The sequence below is a fragment of the Rhodococcus sp. 06-1460-1B genome (assembly GCF_002258475.1).
In the GTDB taxonomy this organism is placed as follows: Bacteria; Actinomycetota; Actinomycetes; order Mycobacteriales; family Mycobacteriaceae; genus Rhodococcoides; species Rhodococcoides fascians.
Genome location: NZ_NOYS01000026.1, coordinates 156536 through 175713 on the forward strand (window position 1 = coordinate 156536; position 19178 = coordinate 175713).

Annotated in this window: 19 protein-coding genes; 13 read left to right on the plus strand and 6 right to left on the minus strand. The window is 64.3% G+C overall.

The window, feature by feature from the left end:
- Positions 1-82: 82 nt before the first annotated feature.
- Positions 83-964 (minus strand): alpha/beta fold hydrolase, encoded by an 882-nt coding sequence (locus CH268_RS15200; RefSeq protein ID WP_094664850.1) that lies wholly within the window; start codon positions 962-964, stop codon positions 83-85.
- A gap of 86 nt (positions 965-1050) precedes the next feature.
- On the opposite strand from CH268_RS15200, the gene CH268_RS15205 reads away from it, so the two are divergent.
- On the plus strand, positions 1051-1566 hold the full coding sequence (locus CH268_RS15205) for a CGNR zinc finger domain-containing protein (protein WP_094664848.1): 516 nt from the start codon (positions 1051-1053) through the stop codon (positions 1564-1566).
- Positions 1567-1756: 190 nt separating this feature from the next.
- On the opposite strand, the gene CH268_RS15210 is transcribed toward CH268_RS15205, so the two are convergent.
- Entirely contained in the window at positions 1757-2902 is a 1146-nt protein-coding gene (locus CH268_RS15210) for an NADH:flavin oxidoreductase (RefSeq protein WP_176457048.1), read from the minus strand.
- 65 nt (positions 2903-2967) lie between these two features.
- On the opposite strand from CH268_RS15210, the gene CH268_RS15215 reads away from it, so the two are divergent.
- The 4 genes from CH268_RS15215 to CH268_RS15230 all read left to right on the plus strand — a co-directional run bounded on the left by CH268_RS15215 (position 2968) and on the right by CH268_RS15230 (position 6925).
- Positions 2968-3789 (plus strand): sulfurtransferase, encoded by an 822-nt coding sequence (locus tag CH268_RS15215; protein WP_094664846.1) that lies wholly within the window; start codon positions 2968-2970, stop codon positions 3787-3789.
- Positions 3790-3861: 72 nt separating this feature from the next.
- Positions 3862-4689: an SDR family oxidoreductase gene (locus tag CH268_RS15220; protein ID WP_032382158.1), complete on the plus strand. Its 828-nt coding sequence runs from the start codon at positions 3862-3864 to the stop codon at positions 4687-4689.
- Positions 4690-4751: 62 nt separating this feature from the next.
- Positions 4752-5897, plus strand: a complete 1146-nt coding sequence (locus tag CH268_RS15225; protein WP_239536539.1) for an acyl-CoA dehydrogenase family protein — start codon at positions 4752-4754, stop codon at positions 5895-5897.
- Between the two features lie 44 nt (positions 5898-5941).
- Positions 5942-6925, plus strand: coding sequence for an ABC transporter substrate-binding protein (locus CH268_RS15230; protein WP_080733271.1), 984 nt, complete (start codon positions 5942-5944; stop codon positions 6923-6925).
- Here CH268_RS15230 and CH268_RS28450 read toward each other — a convergent pair.
- The gene (locus CH268_RS28450) at positions 6922-7950 is read right to left on the minus strand and encodes a TIGR03086 family metal-binding protein (RefSeq protein ID WP_094664844.1); all 1029 of its coding nucleotides are present in this window, start codon (positions 7948-7950) and stop codon (positions 6922-6924) included. The two genes, CH268_RS15230 and CH268_RS28450, sit on opposite strands and share 4 nt — an antisense overlap.
- Positions 7947-8303, minus strand: a complete 357-nt coding sequence (locus CH268_RS15240) for an ArsR/SmtB family transcription factor (protein ID WP_032364507.1) — start codon at positions 8301-8303, stop codon at positions 7947-7949. The genes CH268_RS28450 and CH268_RS15240 overlap by 4 nt, the downstream gene beginning before the upstream one ends.
- 149 nt (positions 8304-8452) lie before the next feature.
- Here CH268_RS15240 and CH268_RS15245 point away from each other — a divergent pair, with 149 nt between their 5' ends.
- From CH268_RS15245 to CH268_RS15265, 5 genes are all read left to right on the plus strand, one after another.
- Entirely contained in the window at positions 8453-9052 is a 600-nt protein-coding gene (locus tag CH268_RS15245; RefSeq protein WP_094664842.1) for a DJ-1/PfpI family protein, read from the plus strand.
- A complete protein-coding gene (locus tag CH268_RS15250) occupies positions 9049-9513 on the plus strand; it encodes a MarR family winged helix-turn-helix transcriptional regulator (RefSeq protein WP_032382162.1) in 465 nt (154 codons plus the stop codon). The genes CH268_RS15245 and CH268_RS15250 overlap by 4 nt, the downstream gene beginning before the upstream one ends.
- A 7-nt stretch (positions 9514-9520) precedes the next feature.
- Positions 9521-10759, plus strand: coding sequence for a hypothetical protein (locus tag CH268_RS15255; RefSeq protein ID WP_094664840.1), 1239 nt, complete (start codon positions 9521-9523; stop codon positions 10757-10759).
- Between the two features lie 23 nt (positions 10760-10782).
- Complete coding sequence (locus CH268_RS15260) at positions 10783-11787, plus strand: aldo/keto reductase family protein (protein WP_032369362.1); 1005 nt, start codon at positions 10783-10785, stop codon at positions 11785-11787.
- Positions 11788-11850: 63 nt separating this feature from the next.
- The gene (locus tag CH268_RS15265; protein WP_094664919.1) at positions 11851-13212 is read left to right on the plus strand and encodes an NAD(P)/FAD-dependent oxidoreductase; all 1362 of its coding nucleotides are present in this window, start codon (positions 11851-11853) and stop codon (positions 13210-13212) included.
- Between the two features lie 53 nt (positions 13213-13265).
- On the opposite strand, the gene CH268_RS15270 is transcribed toward CH268_RS15265, so the two are convergent.
- A complete protein-coding gene (locus CH268_RS15270; protein ID WP_032382166.1) occupies positions 13266-15107 on the minus strand; it encodes a flavin-containing monooxygenase in 1842 nt (613 codons plus the stop codon).
- 130 nt (positions 15108-15237) lie between these two features.
- On the opposite strand from CH268_RS15270, the gene CH268_RS15275 reads away from it, so the two are divergent.
- Positions 15238-16026, plus strand: a complete 789-nt coding sequence (locus CH268_RS15275; RefSeq protein WP_094664838.1) for a hypothetical protein — start codon at positions 15238-15240, stop codon at positions 16024-16026.
- Here the strand turns inward: CH268_RS15275 and CH268_RS15280 are convergent.
- Positions 16002-17141 carry a hypothetical protein gene (locus tag CH268_RS15280; RefSeq protein WP_094664836.1) on the minus strand — a complete coding sequence of 380 codons (1140 nt, stop codon included), beginning with the start codon at positions 17139-17141 and terminating at the stop codon, positions 16002-16004. The two genes, CH268_RS15275 and CH268_RS15280, sit on opposite strands and share 25 nt — an antisense overlap.
- 180 nt (positions 17142-17321) lie before the next feature.
- Here CH268_RS15280 and CH268_RS15285 point away from each other — a divergent pair, with 180 nt between their 5' ends.
- Both CH268_RS15285 and CH268_RS15290 read left to right on the plus strand, forming a co-directional pair.
- Positions 17322-18380 (plus strand): 2,3-butanediol dehydrogenase, encoded by a 1059-nt coding sequence (locus CH268_RS15285; protein ID WP_094664834.1) that lies wholly within the window; start codon positions 17322-17324, stop codon positions 18378-18380.
- On the plus strand, positions 18377-19144 hold the full coding sequence (locus tag CH268_RS15290) for an acetoin reductase (protein ID WP_094664832.1): 768 nt from the start codon (positions 18377-18379) through the stop codon (positions 19142-19144). Before CH268_RS15285 ends, CH268_RS15290 begins: the two co-directional genes overlap by 4 nt.
- The last annotated feature ends 34 nt before the right edge of the window (positions 19145-19178 follow it).

The following is a 19178-nucleotide window of genomic DNA, read 5'->3' on the forward strand; positions in this document are numbered from 1 at the left end:
ACGACGTCTGGCCTTTCTCCGAGGCTGTTGGCATACATGGCTATTGGGAACAACTGGTGCGGAATCGAGAACAAGTTCTCTATCAGGCTGCGTGTCGCGCCCCGGAAGATCGGTGCAGGAAGGTGGTGATCAGGGTGGCGACGTCGTCGAGGTGGCTTTCGAGGAGGAAGTGGCCCCCGTCCAGTAGATGAATTTCCGCGTCGGGGAGATCGCGCAGGAACGCGCGCGCGCCGTCGGGTCCGAAGATTTCGTCGTTCTTGCCCCAGACAGCAAGGAGTGGGGGACGACAATCGCGAAAGTAGCGCTGTACCGCGGGATACAGGCGGACGTTGGTCGGATAGTCGGCGAACAGCCGCAGTTGGATCTCGTCGATGCCGGGGCGGGTGAGTAGCGTGTGGTCGTGGATCCAAGCGTCGGGACTCAGGAGCGTCGAATCGGAGACACCGTGGACGTACTGCCATCGGACCGCGTCCAGTTCGAGCGCTTCGCGCAGCGGAGCCGCGGTTTCCGGTGTGCGGTTATTCGCGTAGGTCCATAGAGGAGCCCAGAACGAGTCGACGAACCCTTCCTCGTAGGCATTTCCGTTCTGAGTGACGATGGCGGTGATGCGATCGGGATGGCTGAGGGCGAGACGCCATCCGACGGGTGCGCCGTAGTCCTGGGTGTAGATCGCGTACCGGTCGAGACCCAGCTGCTCGAGGAGGTGATCGGTCACCGCGGTGAGCGTGTCGAAGGTGTAGTCGAAGTTGTCGACGGATGGAGCTGACGAGTATCCGAAGCCGATGAGGTCGGGTGCGATCACGTGAAAATGCTTGCCCAACAACGGGATGAGGTGGCGGAACATGAAAGAGCTCGAGGGTGTTCCGTGCAGCAGCACGATGGTGGGATCGGCGGGATTGCCGGCCTCGCGGTAGAAGACTTCGAGTCCGTCGACGGTGGTGGTGTGGTGATGAACGGCGACCATGAATAACCCCTATAGGTAGTTGATGTGGTTACTCCGATGACGGAACCACACTGGCCGTAACCTGTCAAGCGGTCTATGATGGTTACATGGACACCGCGGAAGCACGGGCGATCGACGAAGCGCTGCTGATCGACCTGCTCAACACCACACCGGTCGTGGATGATCAGCCGATCGATCTCTTGGCGGGCGACGCCGACGGCCGAGACTGGCTGAGTGCACGCGGCGGGACCGGAAGCGCCGAGGAGCTTCAGGTGTGTCGCGCTGTGCGTGACGACCTTCAGCGGGTGGTGCGGGGTGAGGCGTCACCGTCGTCGCTGAGAACGTACTTGGATGGCCTCTCGCGGGTGCCGGTGCTGACCGATGACGCGCTGGACTGGAATCTGCAGGTAGCCGAGGATCGCCGACTGGCTGCGCGAATAGTGCTGGCCTGGGCGGAGATTCGTGAGACTATTCCCGGCGCACTGCGTCCGTGTGCGAATGACGAGTGCCGCCTGTTTCTCCTGGATCGCTCCCGTGCGGGCACCGCGCGGTGGTGTTCGATGGCCACGTGTGGCAACAAGATGAAGGCCCGACGGCACCGTGCTCGGGCAGCGGGCGACTGATTGTCGCGCGCCGCAGCGGGCGCAGGGCGATCGCCCTCGTCGCGAACATTCTGCTGGCCGGCGCGGGGTGTGCCGTCTCCTGCTCGGGCGCAACACGCGAGCCCACGACCGACCGATCGTGGGCTCGTCGTGCAGGAGGTGAGAGTCGCTCTCGGGCGCTAGGACCCGAGGGCGACCAGGGCTGGGGGCGTCAGACCAGGTTCCGAATGTGGTCGCGCGTGAATTCGATGCGCTCGTCGACGCGGCCGTCGCCGACCTTGTTCACCCACTCCGGATCGGAGAGCAGCGCGCGTCCGACAGCCACCAGATCGAACTCGCCGTCCTGGAACTGGCCCGCCAGCGCGTCCAATCCCGTCACACCGGAGGCCGCGTCCTCCGACCATGCCGAGGTGAACACCGAATCGAGGCCCACGGAGCCGACGGTGATGGTCGGAACGCCGGTGAGCTTGCGCGTCCAACCGGCCAGACCGAGCTTGCCGTCCACTCCGTCCAGTTCGGGGAATGCCGGATCCCAGTGCCGACGAGTCGAAGCATGCAGTACGTCCACGCCTGCTTCGACCAGCGGCGTGAGGACGCGATCGAGTTCGGCCGGGTTCTCTGCGAGTCGAGCGTCGAAGTGGTTGCTCTTCCACTGCGAGAAGCGGTAGACGATCGCGAAGTCCTCACCCACCGCGGCGCGGATCGCAGCGACAACCTGTGCGGGGAAGCGGGTGCGGGCCTCCAGAGATCCGCCGAATTCGTCGTCACGCACATTGGTTGTTGCCCAGAGGAATTCGTCGAGAAGGTAACCGTGAGCACCGTGCAGTTCCAGGCCGTCGAAGCCGGTGTTCTTCGCGTTGACGGCAGCCTGAACCCAGTGCGAGGTCAGTTCGTCGAGATCGGCGTCGGTGAAGGCGCGACCGACCGAGGAGCCGTCGAGAGCGATGCCGGACGGGCTGACGGTGGTGACGTCGGGGAACAGGCGTGGCTCGGTGCCGCGCTCGACTCCCAGGTGCCACAGCTGCGGGATGATCGCGCTGCCCTCGGCGTGGACTGCATCGACGACGCCCTTCCATCCGTCGAGGCTGGCGTCGCCGTAGATCCTCGGTACGCGGGTGTGCGGTCCTGCGGCGGGGTCGGGGATATACGTGCCCTCGGTGATGATGAGGCCGGTGCCGCCTGCTGCACGTTTGCGGTAGTACTCCGCCACGTCCGGGCCGGGGATGCCGTCGGGCGAGAACGCCCTCGTCATCGGCGCCATGGCGAAGCGGTTGCGCAGCTTCAGCGACTTGACCTCGAACGGCTCGAAGAGTCCAGCGGTGGACAGGTGCGGTGTTGTCGTTGCAGTTTCGGTCACGCCTGCGCACAACCTGGCCGGAGTCCGAGCTATTCCCCCTCCCTGACTGTTAGCGTCGAAACATTATGAGCCAGTCGCCGCTGATATCAGCTTCCGAATTGCACGGTCTGTTCGAGATGGGTCGCGGCCCAGTGGTCCTGGACATTCGGTGGACCCTTCAAAACGGTAGCGACAGAGCAGGTTACGAGGCGGGGCACATCCCGACCGCGCAATTCGTCGACCTCGGTACGGAACTGGCGGCACCGCCAGACGATCGTGGTCGCCATCCGCTGCCCGACGCGGATACGTTCGTTGCGGCGATGCGAGGAGCCGGAGTCGGCGACGATTCCGCGGTGGTGGTCTACGACGCGGGGCCGGCAACTGCGGCTGCGCGGGCCTGGTGGTTGCTCCGCTACTTCGGTCACCGGGATGTGCGCGTCCTCGACGGCGGGTTCGCGCGATGGGTCGACGAGGGCTATTCCGTCGGTACCGAGCCCTCGATCGTGGCGGCCGGATCGTTCACGGCGCGGCCGCCGCTGGCCCGGGTCCTCGAAGTCGAGGACGTGCTCGACTTCGCACGCGAGAACGTCCTTCTCGACGCCCGCGCACCCGAGCGATTCCGCGGCGAGGTCGAGCCAGTCGATCCTGTGGCCGGCCACATCCCCGGGGCGATCAACAGGCCGACGACCGACAATGTCGATTCCGACGGGCGCTTCCTGCCCCCGGAGGTACTCGACGGCGCATTCGGTGGACTCGTGCCGAAGGGAAAGGACGTCGCCGTCTACTGCGGCTCGGGTGTGACCGCTGCGCATCAGATTCTCGCACTGGAGTTGGCAGGTATCGATGCCGCGTTGTATCCCGGCTCGTGGTCGGGTTGGATCACCGATCCGACGCGGCCGAGGGCATGACACACCGGCGCTGAGCTGGCAGTTCATTCAACCAGGGTTGAACTTGAATCTGACTTCAACTATACCTGGGGAATGAAGGTTGCAGGCAAGGTCGCCATCGTCACCGGAGGTGGTGGCGGAATCGGCGGAGCCATCGCCGCCAGACTCACCGAACACGGAGCCCGCGTCGTCGTCTCCGATGTCGACGAGTCCACGGCCCGATCCGTGGTCGACGCCATCGAGCGAGACCGGCCGGGCACAGCCGTCGCTGCCGCGGCCGACGCGTCGGACATCGGGGATATCGAGCGGCTGATCGCGGTCGCCGAAGAGTCGTTCGGTCCGGTCGATCTGTATTTCGCAAACGCCGGCATCAGCGGTGCCCCCGGGCTCGACGCCAGCGAACCGGACTGGGACCTGTCCTTCGACGTCAACGTGCGCGCACACATCCGCGCTGCGCAGCTGTTGGTGCCGGGTTGGCTCGAACGTGGTGAGGGCTACTTCGTCAGTACGGCCTCCGCAGCCGGCTTGCTCACCCAGATCGGTTCCGCGACATACGCGACGACCAAGCATGCCGCGGTGGGATTCGCCGAATGGCTCAACGTCACCTACGGCAATCGGGGCATTCGCGTCAGCTGCCTGTGCCCGATGGGCGTCAATACCAAGCTGCTCTACGAAGGCCGCGAATCGGGAGATGCCTTGGGAGCGGCCGCAACTGCCGCGGTGCTGAGCGCGGGCGCTGTGCTCGAGCCGCTCGACGTCGCCGACGTGGTGCTCGACGCGATGGACCGGGAGCAGTTCCTGATCCTGCCCCACGAGAACGTACTGGACATGTACCGCAACAAAGGTGCCGATTACGACCGGTGGTTGCGCGGCATGCGCCGCTACCAGGACAGCTTGCTCGACAACCAACAGGGGAACTGAACGTGGCATTTTTCGAGACCAGCGACCGCGCAAAGAAGTACGAGTCGGATCTGTTGGAGTTCATGGACTCTCACGTCTATCCGGCGGAGGCGGTGTACGAGCAACAGATGCTCGAAGCCGGTGACCCGCACTTCCATCCCCCGATTCTCGAGGACCTGAAGAAGGAAGCGCGCTCGCGTGGACTGTGGAATCTGTTCCACCCGCACCCCGAGTGGGGCCCCGGCCTGACCAACCTCGAATACGCTCCGCTGGCCGAGATCATGGGCCGCAGCCTGCTCGCCCCCGAGGCATGCAACTGCAACGCACCCGATACCGGCAACATGGAGGTGTTCACCCTCTTCGGTACCGACGAGCACAAAGAGAAGTACCTGAAGCCGTTGCTGGACGGTAAGATTCGTTCGGCCTTCGCGATGACCGAGCCCGACGTCGCCAGTTCCGATGCCACCAACATCGCAATGAAGATGGACCGCGACGGCGACGACTTCATCCTGAACGGGCGCAAATGGTGGACGTCGAACGCGATGCACAAGAACTGCAAGGTTCTGATCGTCATGGGCAAGACCGACCCCGAGGCAGCAACGCACCGGCAGCAGTCGATGCTCGTCGTGCCCATCGATGCGCCCGGCGTCACCGTGCTGCGCAACCTGCCCGTCTTCGGCTACGTCGACCGAGAGGGCCACGCCGAGGTTCTCTTCGAGGACGTGCGGGTGCCGGCGAAGGACGTGCTGAAGGGGCCGGGTGAGGGATTCGCCATCAGTCAGGCTCGGCTGGGGCCCGGCCGTATCCATCACGCGATGCGGACCATCGGTGTTGCGGAACGGGCGCTCGAATTACTTTGTCGCCGTGCGGTTTCACGGGTGACCTTCGGCAAGCCGGTCGCCATGCGTGCGAACATCCAGGACTGGATCGCCGAGGCACGCATCGAGATCGAGAAGACGCGGCTGCTCACGTTCAAGGCCGCGTACCTGATGGACACCGTCGGAAACAAGGAAGCGCGCACCGAGATCGCAGCGATCAAGGTCGCTGCGCCCGAGATGGCGCTGAAGATCATCGACCGCGCCATTCAGGTGCACGGCGGCGGCGGAGTCAGCAACGACTTCCCGCTGGCGATGATGTACGCACACGTGCGGACGCTGCGGCTCGCCGACGGTCCCGACGAGGTGCACAAGATGTCCATCGCGAAGATGGAGCTGCGCAAGTACATGTGAACGTAGCTCACCTCAGGAAGGCAAGGCTGTGCTAATTTCTGCCGATGACAAGGACCTTCCTGGGGTGCGCCTTTGCCGTCGCCACGGCCCTGACGCTGGCATCGTGCAGCAGTAACACCGCTGACGACGCCGGCTCCGACACCCGCAGCGTCACCGTCGACACACTCGCCGGACCCACGCAGATCACGGGAACGCCACAGCGCATCGTCGCATTCGGGCAGCAGTGGGTGGACGCGCTGCTCGAATTCGACGTGCAACCCGTCGGGTATGTCTCCGCCGGATCGAACGGCGACGAACGCGGGCTCTACCCCTGGCAGTCCGCAGTGGATACGGATGCCCAGATGCTCGACTCGGCCGCCGTCGATCAGATGGGGGCTTCGGTGCCGACCGAGCAGATCGCGGCGCTACAGCCCGACCTGATCCTGCTGTCGGGGATACCGTCGATAGAGCCGTACAAGAGCTTGTCCGACGTCGCGCCCACGATATTTCCGAAGGCGGAGAAGGTCGAGACGTGGGAATCGCAGATCGAGACGCTCGGGCGGGTGCTCGATCGCGAGGACGATGCACAGAGCATCATCGACGAGGGGCATGCCGTAACCGATGGCATCCGTCAGCAGTACCCGGCGCTCGACGGTAAGTCGGCTGTGTTGTCGCAGTTCGTTTTCGACAGTCAGCAGCTTGCGGTCGTCGCCGACCCGGAGGACGGTGCCGCGAAGGTCTTCGACAGCATCGGACTCGACGTCCCGCAGGATTTGGTGAACTCGCCCGACATCTCTCACGGCCGGATCGTGCTGAGCCCCGAACGGCTGGACGTTCTCACCGCAGACCTCGTGGTCATTCTCCCCAACGGCGGCACGCGCGAAGACCTCGAACAACTTCCGGGGTTCACCAGCCTGCCCGCGGCGACCGGCGGCGGAGTTGCCGTCGTCGACTACGCGACGGTGGTGGGATTCAATACACCATCGAAAGCGTCGGTCGAGTTCTCGCTGAACAAGATTCGTCCGCAGCTCGAGGCTGTGGGTACCTAACTCTCGGGTGACCAGGACGGGTCGCGTCCGATGAAGGCCATCAACCTGTCCTGGGCGGATGCGTTGTCGTCGACGTCGACGGCGGGGCCGAACTGCCCGCTCTCGCGGAGTACGCGGTCCATCGGTTTCATGGCGATCAGCGCTGCGGCGCAACGCTCTTCGCCGAGATCGGGATCGCGTCCCAGGGCTTTGGCCAAGTCCCAGGTGTGCATCCACACATCAGCGGTATAGAACCGGTCGATCGCGTCTTCGACCGGCATGTCGCCGATGTGCGGATTGCTCAGGATGCGGCCCGCGGGGGCGTCGAGGATGGCTTGGATGTCGGCGGCGTGTCGCGCCCACGCGGCGGCAGGGTCGCGCGTCACGTCGAGTTCGGTGAGCTCGACACCCTCGACACCGCCGAGGAAACCACGTGACCAACCGACGAGGTGTTCGACGACACCCAGCGCGTTCCACTCCGGTACCGGACTGGGCCGAGACCACGCGTCCCCGGAAACGGATTCGACCAACGCCGTGAACGCGGCGGCGTCCCGTGCATGCTGTGCAGCGGGTCCCGTCAACAGTGCATCGAGTTTCTCGTAGCCCTCCCTGACTCCGACATCCATTCCGCTGGAGAGCATCCCGTCTCGGGTTGCGAAGTCGGACAGCACGCTCAGCACCCTCAATCGCGTGCCGCCGTTGTCGCGGGCCTCGAAAGCCATTGTCTCGAGGGCGACCGAATCCGGATCGCCTTCGTAGGTGAAGGTCCACACGATCCGCTCGTTCGCGCGAACCTCGTGGAAGCTGCCGAAGAACGACGCGATCTCTTCGCCGTCGCGGTCGTTCGCGAACGACCATGCACCGCCGGTTCGCGCGTCCCACGCGATGATTCGCGTCGTCACCGACCGCGGGCCCACCCACTGCCGATACAGATCGGGGTCGACGTGTGCGCGGAACACCTGCTCGGGCGACGCGTCGAACTGCCGGATGATCTCGATTGTGGGTACTTTGTCGTCCGCTACTATCTCGGTTTCGTGCTCGGTCATGACACGTCCTTCTGAGAGTCGTCTTGTGTTACAACGTGATCCAGCAGGTCGTCGAGTCGGCGGTAGCGCTGCTCGGCCTCCTGGCGATAACGCTCGATCCACTTCGCCATAAGGCCGAACACCTCCGCATCCAAGTGCACCGGTCTGCGCTGGGCGTCTTTGCTGCGCGTCACCAGCCCGGCGTCCTCGAGCACCTTCACGTGCTTGGAGACTGCCTGCAGACTCATGTCGTACGGCTCGGCCAGTTCGCTGACGTTGGCGTCGGCACCCGCAAGCCGAGCAACCATGTCACGCCGGGTGGGGTCCGCCAACGCTGCAAAGGTTCGATTGAGCTGCTCGATCCGGTCGTCCATGGTCACTTACCTCCTCGAATGCAGTAAAGATATGCCCCTCGAGCTGTGTAGTCAACCAATTGGTTTACAAGGATCGCAGAAGGGTTGACAGCCTGCTGTCATGCGCGCAATATTGACAGCATCCTGTCAATCGACGTGAGGACCGTTCCGTGATCACCGTTGCGCTGTATGCCACCGACACCATGGCCGATTGGGAGTACGGCTACCTCATCGCCGGGCTCGCGATGGCCCGCGAGCAGAATCCCGACGCCAACCGGTTGCTCGTCGCATCGGAATCGGGGGAGGCGGTGACGACGATGGGCGGCCTGAGGATTACCCCCGACGTTGCGTTGGCCGATCTTCCGTCCGTCGACGCGCTGATTCTGCCCGGTGCCGGCACGTGGGAATCCGCCAACGAGGCAGCGTTGAAGTTGGCCGCCGAACTCGTTGCAGCGGGCACCCCGGTCGCAGCAATCTGCGGGGCAACCTACGGGCTGGCTCGGACCGGCCTGCTCGACGACCGGCCGCATACCTCGAATGCGGCCGAATTCCTCACTCAGGCTGCGGAATACCGCGGAGCGGAGCATTACCGTGAGGAGAAGGCAGTGTCCGACGGCACCGTCATCACCGCCGGAGCGACTGCACCGATCGAGTTCGCCAAGCTGGTGTTCGAGCGCCTGGACGTGTTCCCGCAGCCCATCATCGACGCATGGTACGGGCTCTACACGACGGGGGAGCGCAGATTTTACGACCAGCTGACGGGCGCATGAGCCGACGAACGCCGGAGGGAGATGCGCTCACCGAGGTGGTCCTGCCGGTCTTCGAGCTCAACGGCGAATTCCTGGCTGCCGCACAGGACATCACCGAACCGACAGGATTGACGCCGGCCTGGTGGCAGGTTCTCGGGGCCACTCTCGACGAGCCGCTCTCGGTGGCCGATATAGCGCGACGCGTCGGTCTGGGTTTGGCGCGGCAAAGTGTGCAACGAACCGCAAACCTGTTGGTGGACAGGGGCTGGGCCGTCTACATCGAGAATCCGAACCACAAGCGAGCGAAGCTCCTCGAGCCCACCCCGAAGGGACGCGAGACCGTAGCCGCTCTGCGAGATGCTCAACACGCGTGGTCGGACGCGGTGGGTGCCGCGGTGGGTGAGGACGAATTGCGTTCTTTTGCACAGACTTTGGAGAAGATTGTTGCGGCATCCCGCGCCTACCGTGGTGGCCGTGCATAATTCGGGGATGTCAGCGCTCGTGATCGTTCTTTCCGGACTCCTGGCCGGTTTGCTCTCGCAATCCGACGGGGTCGATATCTTCGGCGACACCAGCGTCGGGGGTGTGGTGTTCTCCAGCGGCGGAGGGGGAGTCGCCGTTGCAGTGATTCTGGCGTCGGGTCTGGCTATGCTCGTCCGTCGGCGCAATATTCTGGCCGGCCTGTCCATCGCTGCGGCCATTGGCGCCGGGGTGACGGCCCTGATGATGCCCTCCGACCTCGCCGAGGTGGTGGCAGGCGGAGTTCTGTTGGGATGCATTGCAGTACGGGCGAACGGTGTACGAGCTCGGCAAGCACTGTTGATCGGGTCATTCCTCGTCGGACTACTCAATGCAGGCGCGGTCGAGGCCTTGCAGCATCCGAGTATCCCGCGTCGCTACGCCGACTACCTCACCGAATCCGATATCGGCCCAACGGTGGTCGTTCCGGTGCTGTGCGTGCTCGTCGTAATTGCAGTGGCCTCGGCAGCTCGTGTCGACCGCAGCGACGACCATGCGCCACCGGAACGGAGCATCCGACCGGTCGGGGCGATACTGCTTATCTCGATCGGTGGCTTGCTGCTCAATATGTTGTTCGTGCAGATGCTGTTTCGAGCTGAAGACGGCTTCGGTGGAAGCTGGTACTTCGGCCTCGTCGTCGTACCAGTGTTGTTCGGTGCTGCCGCTCTGCTACCGGGTCGCGGAGGCATACTTGTGCTCGCCGGGACAGCCGTGTTGCTCACCTCGACCACCACCGCTGGGGTGGGCATCGATGTGTCGGACGGTATCTGGGTGCTCGGGCTCGTGGCAATCACGGCAGTTGCGGTGACAGTGGGCGCGGCACTCGGGCTGCGCTGGGGTCGACCGATCGTCGGCTTCGCGACCCTGGCGGTGGTGTGTACGACCGCGCTGTTCGAGCGCCCCCCGTGGGACAACGTGCACTACGCGGCAAGTCTGGTGATCTTCCCGGCTGCTGCGGCCTATCTTTACGTGGCGTGCACGCCCTCGACCCCCACGCCCTTGACCATCGGCCTCGCGGTACCGGTGGCGATCACGGTGCCGATGGTCGTCACCTACGGTTGGACGGCGTACACGCCGCTCACATCCGCCCTCCACCACTCGACGTGGCCCAGTGCCGAGCTGTGGCTCTCGACGGGCGGGGCAGTGGCGACGGTGGTCCTCGCAGGCGTCGGGACGCGGTTCCTCGGTCGTCGGCCACTTGTGAATTGAACACCGGAGTACCGTTTTCTTACATGGCTTACAGATACCTCGGAAACAGTGGACTGAAGATTTCGGAGATCACCTACGGCAATTGGTTGACCCATGGTTCGCAGGTGGAGAACGACATCGCGACCCAGTGCGTGCGTGCGGCTCTCGATGCAGGCATCACCACATTCGATACCGCCGATGTCTACGCCAACGGGGCTGCGGAAACGGTCCTCGGTGACGCATTGAAGGGCGAGCGCCGCGAATCGCTGGAGATCTTCACCAAGGTCTACTTCCCCGTCGGACCCAAGGGTCCCAACGACACCGGACTCTCTCGCAAACACATCTTCGAAGGCATCGATGCCTCGCTGCGTCGGCTCGGTACCGACTACGTCGATCTCTACCAGGCCCACCGCTACGACGTCGAGACCCCGCTCGAAGAGACCATCGCCGCGTTCGGCGACGTCGTCCGTCAGGGCAAGGCCCTCTACATCGGCGTCTCGGAGTGGACGGCAGATCAGCTCCGCGCCGGCCAGGAACTGGCACGGCAGAACGGGTTCTCGATCATCTCGAACCAGCCGCAGTACTCGGCCTTGTGGCGCGTCATCGAGGATCAGGTGATCCCGACGTCCAAGGAACTGGGCATCTCGCAGATCGTCTGGTCACCCATCGCTCAGGGCGTGCTCACCGGCAAGTACCTACCCGGACAACCGCTGCCCGACGGCTCGCGCGCCAAGGACGACAAGGGCGGCGACAAGATGATCGCGCGCTACCTCGACGATCAGACGCTCACCCGGGTGCAGGCACTCAAGCCGATCGCCGACGATCTCGGAATCACCATGGCGCAGTTGGCCGTTGCCTGGGTTCTGGCCAACGACAACATTTCCGCCGCGCTGGTCGGGGCATCGCGTCCCGAGCAGATCGCCGAGAACATCAAGGCGTCCGAGGTCACCCTGGACGCGGATGTACTCGCCAAGATCGACGAAGCCCTCGGCGATTCGGTCGAGCGTGATGCGGGCAAGACCGGCTCCCCGGAAGCCCGGTTGGTCTAGAAATTCGTCGACCGGTCCACGTTTGACGGGGCGGAGCTGCGGTACTCGGCGTTAATGTGGACCATGCGCTCACCACTCCGTAATCGCAGCACCGCCCCGGCTCCCGCATCCCCAGCCCGGGTGGTGGTGGTCGGCGGCGGGTTCGGCGGCTTCTACGCACTGCGCAAGATGCAGAAGCTGTTGGGCCCGGACCGCGCCTCGTTTACCCTGGTTGCGCCCAACGACTACCTGCTCTACAGCCCGTTGCTGCCCGAGGTGGCGACCGGCGTGCTTGATCCGCGGGACATCGCGGTGTCGACACGACAGACGTTGCGGCGCACCAAGTTGGTGCTGGGACACGTCACGTCCGTCGACTTCGAGAATCGACGCGTTCGCGTCGCCGGTCCCGACGGTGATTCGGACCTGGCCTGGGACAAGCTGATTCTGGCCCCGGGTTCGGTGACGAGGCAGTTCGACATCCCCGGTGTCGCCGAGCACGCACACGGTCTCAAGACCCTGAGCGAAGCAGTGTTCATTCGCAACCACGTGTTGAAGCAGTTGGATGCAGCCGACGAACTGCCCGACACGCCGGAGGGCCGCGCCGAACGCAAGGAACGGCTCACCGTCGTCGCTGTGGGAGCCGGCTATACGGGCACCGAATTCGTTGCGCAGATGCAGAATTGGATTCACGGTATCGCTACCCGGTGGGCGACGGTCGACCCGTCGGACATTCGGTGGTTGCTCATCGACCTCGCGCCGGCGGTGCTGCCGGAACTGGGCGAGCGACTCGGCAAGGAAGCAATGGAAGTCCTCGCGGCTCGCGGCGTCGAGGTGCGTCTCGGGGTGTCGGTGGAATCGGCCACGGCGAACGCGGTGACGCTGACGGACGGCGACGTCGTACCGACACGCACCCTGGTGTGGGGAGCGGGCGTGGCTGCGAGCCCCCTCATCGCGCAACTCGATTTGCCGACCGAAAAGGGCCGGCTTGTGGTCAACCCCGACCTCACGGTCCCCGGCGTGGACGACGTCTGGGCCATCGGTGACGCGGCCGCGGTGCCCGATATCGCCGCCGACCCGTCGAAGCCGACGCCGCCCACCGCGCAGCACGCGCAGCGGCAGGGCACAGCGGTGGCCAAGAACGTCGCCGCGTCCCTCGGTGTCGGTACTGCTCGACCGTACCGACACAAGGATCTGGGACTGGTCGCCGACCTGGGCGGATTCGACGGTGTGGCAAAGCCGTTGGGCGTGCCCCTCACCGGAGCCGTCGCGAAGTTCGTCGCCCGCGGTTATCACCTTTATGCCCTGCCCACCGCCTCCGCCCGGGTGCGCGTGGCCACTGATTGGCTGTACTCGACGGTGCTGTCCACCCGCGTGGTCAACCTCGATCAGGTGCGCTCCGAGGATGCGTTGATCGCCAAGGCGCAGGGGACCGGCGTGTACGACTAGACAGCCATGTGCGCGGAAACTCGTAGCCCACTACGAGTTTCCGCGCACGACCGTCACCGAAGGTGATGCACCTCCTGCAGCCCGTAGACCGGGGTGTCGATGCCCTCGTAGCGCGCCTTGATCTGCAGCGCCAGGTACAGCGAATAGTGGCGTGACTGATGCAGATTGCCGCCGTGGAACCAGAAGTTCTCCTGCTGCGTCGGCTTCCACATGTTTCGCTGTTCGCCCTCCCACGGACCGGGATCCTTGGTGGTGTCCGAGCCCAGACCCCAGCACTTGCCCACCTTGTCGGCGGTCTCCTGGTCGATGAGATCGGCGACCCAGCCGTTCATCGAGCCGTATCCGGTGGCGTAGACGATGAGGTCCGCCGGTAGTTCGGTCCCGTCCTCGAGTACGACGCCGGTCTTGCTGATCCGCTCCACCTGCCCGGCAACGAGTTTGATCTTGCCGTCCGCGACGAGCTCGGATGCGCCGACGTCGATGTAGTAGCCCGAGCCGCGGCGCAGGTACTTCATGAACAGGCCGGAACCGTCGTCACCGAAGTCGTGCTGGAAGCCTGCCTTCTCGAGGCGATCGTAGAAATCCTTGTCCTGCTCTGCGATCTGCTGATACACCGGGATCTGGAACTCGTGCATGATCCGGTACGGCAGCGACGCGAACGTGAGATCGGCTTTGGCCGTGGTCATTCCGGACTCCACCGCGCGCTCGGAGTACAGATCGCCGAGAGCGATCTCGCACAACGAATCCGACTTGACGATGTGCGTGGACGAGCGCTGCAGCATCGTGACGTCGACGCCCGTCTCGTACAGCGCCTTGCAGATGTCGTGCGCCGAGTTGTTGGAACCGACGACCACCACGCGCTTGCCGACGTAAGCGTCGGGACCGGGGTGTTCGCTGGAATGGTGCTGCTCGCCCTCGAACTCGTCCATGCCGGGGAAGTTCGGCACGTTCTTCTTGCCGGACATCCCGGTGGCCATCACCAACTGCTTGGGCCGCAGGATCACTTCCTCGCCGTCGCGGTCGACGACGACGGTCCACTCCTTCGCGGTCTCGTCGTAGGTCGCGGACTTCGCGGTCGTCTTGCTCCAGTACGGAACCTCCATGACCTTGGTGTACATCTCGAGCCAGTCGCCGATCTTGTCCTTCGGCGCGAACACCGGCCAGTTCGGCGGGAACGGCAGGTAGGGCAGATGGTCGTACCAGACCGGGTCGTGCAGGCACAGTGACTTGTATCGGCCACGCCACTGATCTCCGGGGCGCTCGGCACGGTCGACGACGATCGCCGGGACGCCGAGTTGACGGAACCGAGCACCGAGGGCGATGCCGCCCTGCCCGCCGCCGACGACGAGGACGTACGGCTGAACGCTGTAGCCGAGCTCCTTCTCCTCCATCTCCTTCTTCTCGGCCCAGTTCTGGGTATCGGCATTCGAGCCGTGCACGGCACCCTTGATTCGGGACTTGCCCTGCCGCTCCTCGTATCCCTTGAGCTCCTGCATCGTCGTCAGCAGCGTCCACGCCACGTCGTCACCGGTCTCGGCGTCCGTCGTCAAACGCAGATGTCCCTTGCCGCGGCTCGTCGCCGTCTCGAATGCGATCCACGCCGAGACGACGCCGTCTGCTTCGTCGGGGGTCTCGGTGGTGTGAAATCCCGTCGGGTCGGTATCGGCGAGCCTTTCACCGAGCATGTCGGCGACGCCGTCCCGGCCCTCGACCGTCTTGAGGTTCCAGGTGAACGTGACGAGATCGCGCCAGAAGCTGCTGACGGCGAACATGCCGGCAACACGAGGAATATCCCGGGCGACCAGGGCGTCCTCGAACTTCGACAACCAGGCGTCGACCCGTTCCTGCGGGGTGTGCGTGCGGGTGATCGAGTCGGGCTCGATGGTCTGGGTCATGAAAACTCCTTGCGATGAAGAGGTGCCGTGTATGTGACCCAGCACACTCCTGTCGGGCCAGGGGGTCGAGAGTTGCAGGGGGTTGCACTTCACGGTGAGCGCTACAGTTCGAGAAATTTCCGGGGGAAACATGATTCGTCGTCTTACCGCTGCTCTGGTGCTGGTCGTCGTGACCGGGTGCTCGTCGGCGTCGCCTACCGTCGACACCGGTGCCCGGTCGCCGGCGGTCCCGTGCATCGACTCCGTCGGCGAGAACTCGACGCTGGCCGTCATGGGTGACGCATTGCTCCTCACGCCGTATCTGCGCGTGCGGGGACAGGTGCGTACGGCGTTGGAGGAAGAGTTCTACTGGCGTAACAAGCAGCCCGACGACCCCATGGACGCACGCCGCCTGAGCGCGTTCGTTCCCGGTGGCAGCAAGACTGCATTGCTGTACGCCAACACACCTGTCGGCGGAGACGCAGCTTTCGCTGCAGCCACCTGCAGTCTCGAATTCGACTGGAAGGCGGGCCTGTCGTCCGGAGAGTTCGAGGCGGCGATGTCGACTCCAGGGTTCTTGCGCGGCCTGGGTCGTCGACTCTGCACCGATATGGAGATGTCGGGCAACACCACCGACTACCTCGCCAGGGCCGATGAGAAACTGGCCGGATTCGAGGACAACGCTGCAGGCAAGGTCGACTTCATGAGGGCGATGCACCAGAACTCGCTGAAGGACCGCCTCGACTTCCTTGCCTCCCCCGAGGAACCCGGCGAACTGCCGGAGAACCGACGAATCGCCCGACATGACGTCATCGAACTACGGGACATCATTGCGCGACTGGAGAGCGAAACCGATGGACACCTGCTGCAGATCGAACGGGATCGGGTCGAATTCATCAGAGCCGCACTGACATTTCAGTGTCCTGCGCTGAGCGACTGATCGGGCTGCGAGAGCTTGTTCAACCCCAACGACTGGAATCCGACGACGTAGATCAATGTCCACAGGACCAGCCAGTCGACGAAGCCCAGTGCGTTGCCGGAGATGCCGGCCGCGACGACGGGTTCGTGGAGCACGTGCTCGGCAAGAACGTAGTAGTAGGCCAGGAACGTGCCGATGGCCAGCGCGAAAGTCAGTACTGCGCGTCCCGCCGCCGGGAAGCGATCACCGAAGCCGTTCGCCCAAAAGATCATCCAGAATGCCCAGCAGACTCCGATCTGTGCCGGGAACTGGTTGATGACCGTTCCGAGTTCTGCGGTGGCTTCCGAGCCGACGAGTAGCTTCGCGAGCGGAACCATCAGGAAGTAGATCGCCGTGCCGAGCGCAGCGTTGCCGACGGTGGCCGCCAGTGCGGTCCGTCCGCCGCCGCCAGCCAATTTCCAGGGCCAGTTGTCCAGGGTCTGGCCGGTCAGAATCACCGAGACGACGATCGAGTAGAACCAGCCGAGTGCGGTGTCCACGGACATCAGGGGATCGGTGGCCGAGAGCGAGACCGACGGCAGTCCGAACATGAAGTACAACGCGAGGGTCGGGACGGCGACGAATGCGATCTCGCACAGCCCGATCAGCGGTTGCTTCATGCGCAGCACGGTCCACGGCCAGTGTTGCCAGTTGAGGACCACCATGACCCAGGTTCCGAATCCGAACAGCACGAACAGCGCTCCGGCGAAGTAGCCGAGCCCGCCGTCACGAGAACCGGCGAAGTCCGGGTACAACGCCCCGAGGCCGCTGCCGAGGATCCAGGTGACGGCAACGGCGAACACCGCCGTCGAAGTCAGGATCGCGAGCCCGCGCATCGGTTGCTTCAGAGAGTCGAATCCGGCGAATTCACAATCGAATCCGATGAACACGATGAAGAGAATGGCCCAGAACAGCGCGGCGTTGAACGGCAGGGGATAGAAGTTCCAGGGACTGGTGGTGGGATCGGCCAACAGATACCAGGTCGCCAGCGACACGGCCGTGACCACGGCGAGGTTGGCCAGTCCGAATATGAGCCAGTTGCCCTGTGCTGACGCCGTTTTCGGCTCGTCGAGGGGTCGGTCTGCGGTTGCGGTCATGGGGGTCTCTTCTCGGTGGGTCGACAGGGTCGCCGTCACTATGAGCTGAATCACAGCCCACCGTCAGGGTTGCGGGAGGTTGCAGTGTGGCCGATTCGATGCAACGCACTGCAACCCTGTCGAAAGTGGTCGTCGTCACATAAACCTGTGTGCATCCAATTCAGTCAGGAGTGAGAACCGATGCGTGCAGCTGTGTATTACGGCCCGAACAAGGTGGAGATCACCGACGTACCCGAGCCGAATCCCGGTGCGGGGCAGGTCAAGGTCAAGGTCGGGTTCAACGGAATCTGCGGAACCGACCTACACGAGTACTACGCCGGCCCCATCTTCATCCCCACCTCGCCGCATCCGCTGACCGGCCAGGAAATGCCCCTGGTGCTCGGACACGAGTTCTCGGGCACGGTCACCGAGCTCGGCACGGGTGTCACCGGCATCTCGGTCGGCGATCGCGTTGCCATCGAACCGCTCTACCGCTGTGGACACTGCGGACCCTGCCGGGCAGGTAACTACAACATCTGCGCGCAGATCGGCTTCCACGGACTGATGTCCGACGGCGGAATGGCCGAATTCACCGTGGTCCCCACGGACATGATTCACGCCCTACCCGACAACGTCTCTCTCGAACTCGGTGCCCTCGTCGAACCGATGTCGGTTGCCTATCACGCTGCGACACTGGGGGATCCGAAGCCCGAGGACACCGCGATGGTGTTCGGAGCCGGCCCCATCGGCATCGGCCTGTGGTTCGCGTTGCGCGGTAAGGGACTCGACAACGTCTACGTCGTCGAACCGTCGCCGACGCGTCGCGCCTCGATCGAAGCGCTCGGTGCCAAGACCCTCGACCCGACGGCAGTGGACGTGCCCGCCTTCATCGCCGATCTGACCGACGGCAACGGGGCCGACGCCATCTACGACGCGGCCGGTGTGCAACCGGCCGTCGAGACCGCGCTGGGCTGCATCGGTGCCCGCAAACCGCTCGTCAGCGTCGCGATCTACGAAAAGCCGCTCACCACACCGCTGCAGAAGCTTGTCATGAACGAATCCCGCATCCAGGGATCGCTCTGCTACACCTCCGCCGACTACGAGGCCGTCATCGATCTGATGAGCCAGGGCCACTACGACACGACGGGCTGGGTGGACAAGATCACGCTCGACGGCGTCATCGACGACGGATTCGAGGCGCTGCACGCAGGCACCAAGATGAAGGTTCTGGTCGACCCCTCGACGGGTGCACCCGCATGAGCGCGGTGTTGGTCACAGGGGCCGGTCAGGGCATCGGACGGGCGATCGCGTTGCGGTTGGCCAACGACGGGCACGACATCGCGCTGGTCGACCTGGCCGAGGACAAGATCGCCGACGTGGCCGACGAGGTGCGTCGAACAGGCTCGAAGGCAACGACATTCGTCGCCGACGTCAGTGATCGCGATCAAGTGTTCGCGGCCGTCGAACATACCCGTCAAGCGCTCGGCGGCTTCGACGTCATCGTCAACAATGCCGGTATCGCACAGGTCGCGCCGCTCGACGACGTCCGCCCGGAAGACACGAAGAAGATCTGGGCCGTCAACGTCGACGGGGTGCTATGGGGAATTCAAGCTGCGGCAGCCACATTCAAGGCGCTCGGCCAGAAGGGCAAGATCATCAACGCTTCCTCGATCGCAGGCCACGACGGTTTCGCGATGCTCGGGGTCTACAGCGCAACGAAATTCGCAGTCCGGGCATTGACCCAGGCTGCGGCCAAGGAGTACGCCTCGGACGGCATCACCGTCAACGCGTACTGCCCCGGCGTTGTCGGCACCGACATGTGGGTGACCATCGACAAGCGCTTCGCCGAGCTGACCGGTGCCGCGGAAGGCGAGACCTACGACAAGTTCGTCGGCGGTATCGCTCTCGGTCGGGCGCAGACTCCCGAGGACGTCGCCGCGTTCGTGTCGTATCTCGCCGGACCCGACTCGGATTACATGACCGGCCAGGCACCGTTGATCGATGGTGGTTTGGTCTACCGGTGACCCCGCATGAATCCGCTTTGTGAGCTGGAGCACA

Excerpts from the sequence above, each read along its gene's own strand:
- CH268_RS15260 (WP_032369362.1), top strand. The coding sequence starts at position 10,783 with ATGGCTTACAGATACCTCGGAAACAGTGGACTGAAGATTTCGGAGATC.
- CH268_RS15285 (WP_094664834.1), top strand. The coding sequence starts at position 17,322 with ATGCGTGCAGCTGTGTATTACGGCCCGAACAAGGTGGAGATCACCGAC.
- CH268_RS15225 (WP_239536539.1), top strand. The coding sequence starts at position 4,752 with ATGGACTCTCACGTCTATCCGGCGGAGGCGGTGTACGAGCAACAGATG.
- CH268_RS15220 (WP_032382158.1), top strand. The coding sequence starts at position 3,862 with ATGAAGGTTGCAGGCAAGGTCGCCATCGTCACCGGAGGTGGTGGCGGA.
- CH268_RS15250 (WP_032382162.1), top strand. The coding sequence starts at position 9,049 with ATGAGCCGACGAACGCCGGAGGGAGATGCGCTCACCGAGGTGGTCCTG.
- CH268_RS15270 (WP_032382166.1), bottom strand. The coding sequence starts at position 15,107 with ATGACCCAGACCATCGAGCCCGACTCGATCACCCGCACGCACACCCCG.
- CH268_RS15290 (WP_094664832.1), top strand. The coding sequence starts at position 18,377 with ATGAGCGCGGTGTTGGTCACAGGGGCCGGTCAGGGCATCGGACGGGCG.
- CH268_RS15265 (WP_094664919.1), top strand. The coding sequence starts at position 11,851 with ATGCGCTCACCACTCCGTAATCGCAGCACCGCCCCGGCTCCCGCATCC.
- CH268_RS15200 (WP_094664850.1), bottom strand. The coding sequence starts at position 964 with ATGGTCGCCGTTCATCACCACACCACCACCGTCGACGGACTCGAAGTC.
- CH268_RS15255 (WP_094664840.1), top strand. The coding sequence starts at position 9,521 with ATGTCAGCGCTCGTGATCGTTCTTTCCGGACTCCTGGCCGGTTTGCTC.
- CH268_RS15230 (WP_080733271.1), top strand. The coding sequence starts at position 5,942 with ATGACAAGGACCTTCCTGGGGTGCGCCTTTGCCGTCGCCACGGCCCTG.
- CH268_RS28450 (WP_094664844.1), bottom strand. The coding sequence starts at position 7,950 with ATGACCGAGCACGAAACCGAGATAGTAGCGGACGACAAAGTACCCACA.
- CH268_RS15240 (WP_032364507.1), bottom strand. The coding sequence starts at position 8,303 with ATGGACGACCGGATCGAGCAGCTCAATCGAACCTTTGCAGCGTTGGCG.
- CH268_RS15275 (WP_094664838.1), top strand. The coding sequence starts at position 15,238 with ATGATTCGTCGTCTTACCGCTGCTCTGGTGCTGGTCGTCGTGACCGGG.
- CH268_RS15280 (WP_094664836.1), bottom strand. The coding sequence starts at position 17,141 with ATGACCGCAACCGCAGACCGACCCCTCGACGAGCCGAAAACGGCGTCA.
- CH268_RS15205 (WP_094664848.1), top strand. The coding sequence starts at position 1,051 with ATGGACACCGCGGAAGCACGGGCGATCGACGAAGCGCTGCTGATCGAC.
- CH268_RS15215 (WP_094664846.1), top strand. The coding sequence starts at position 2,968 with ATGAGCCAGTCGCCGCTGATATCAGCTTCCGAATTGCACGGTCTGTTC.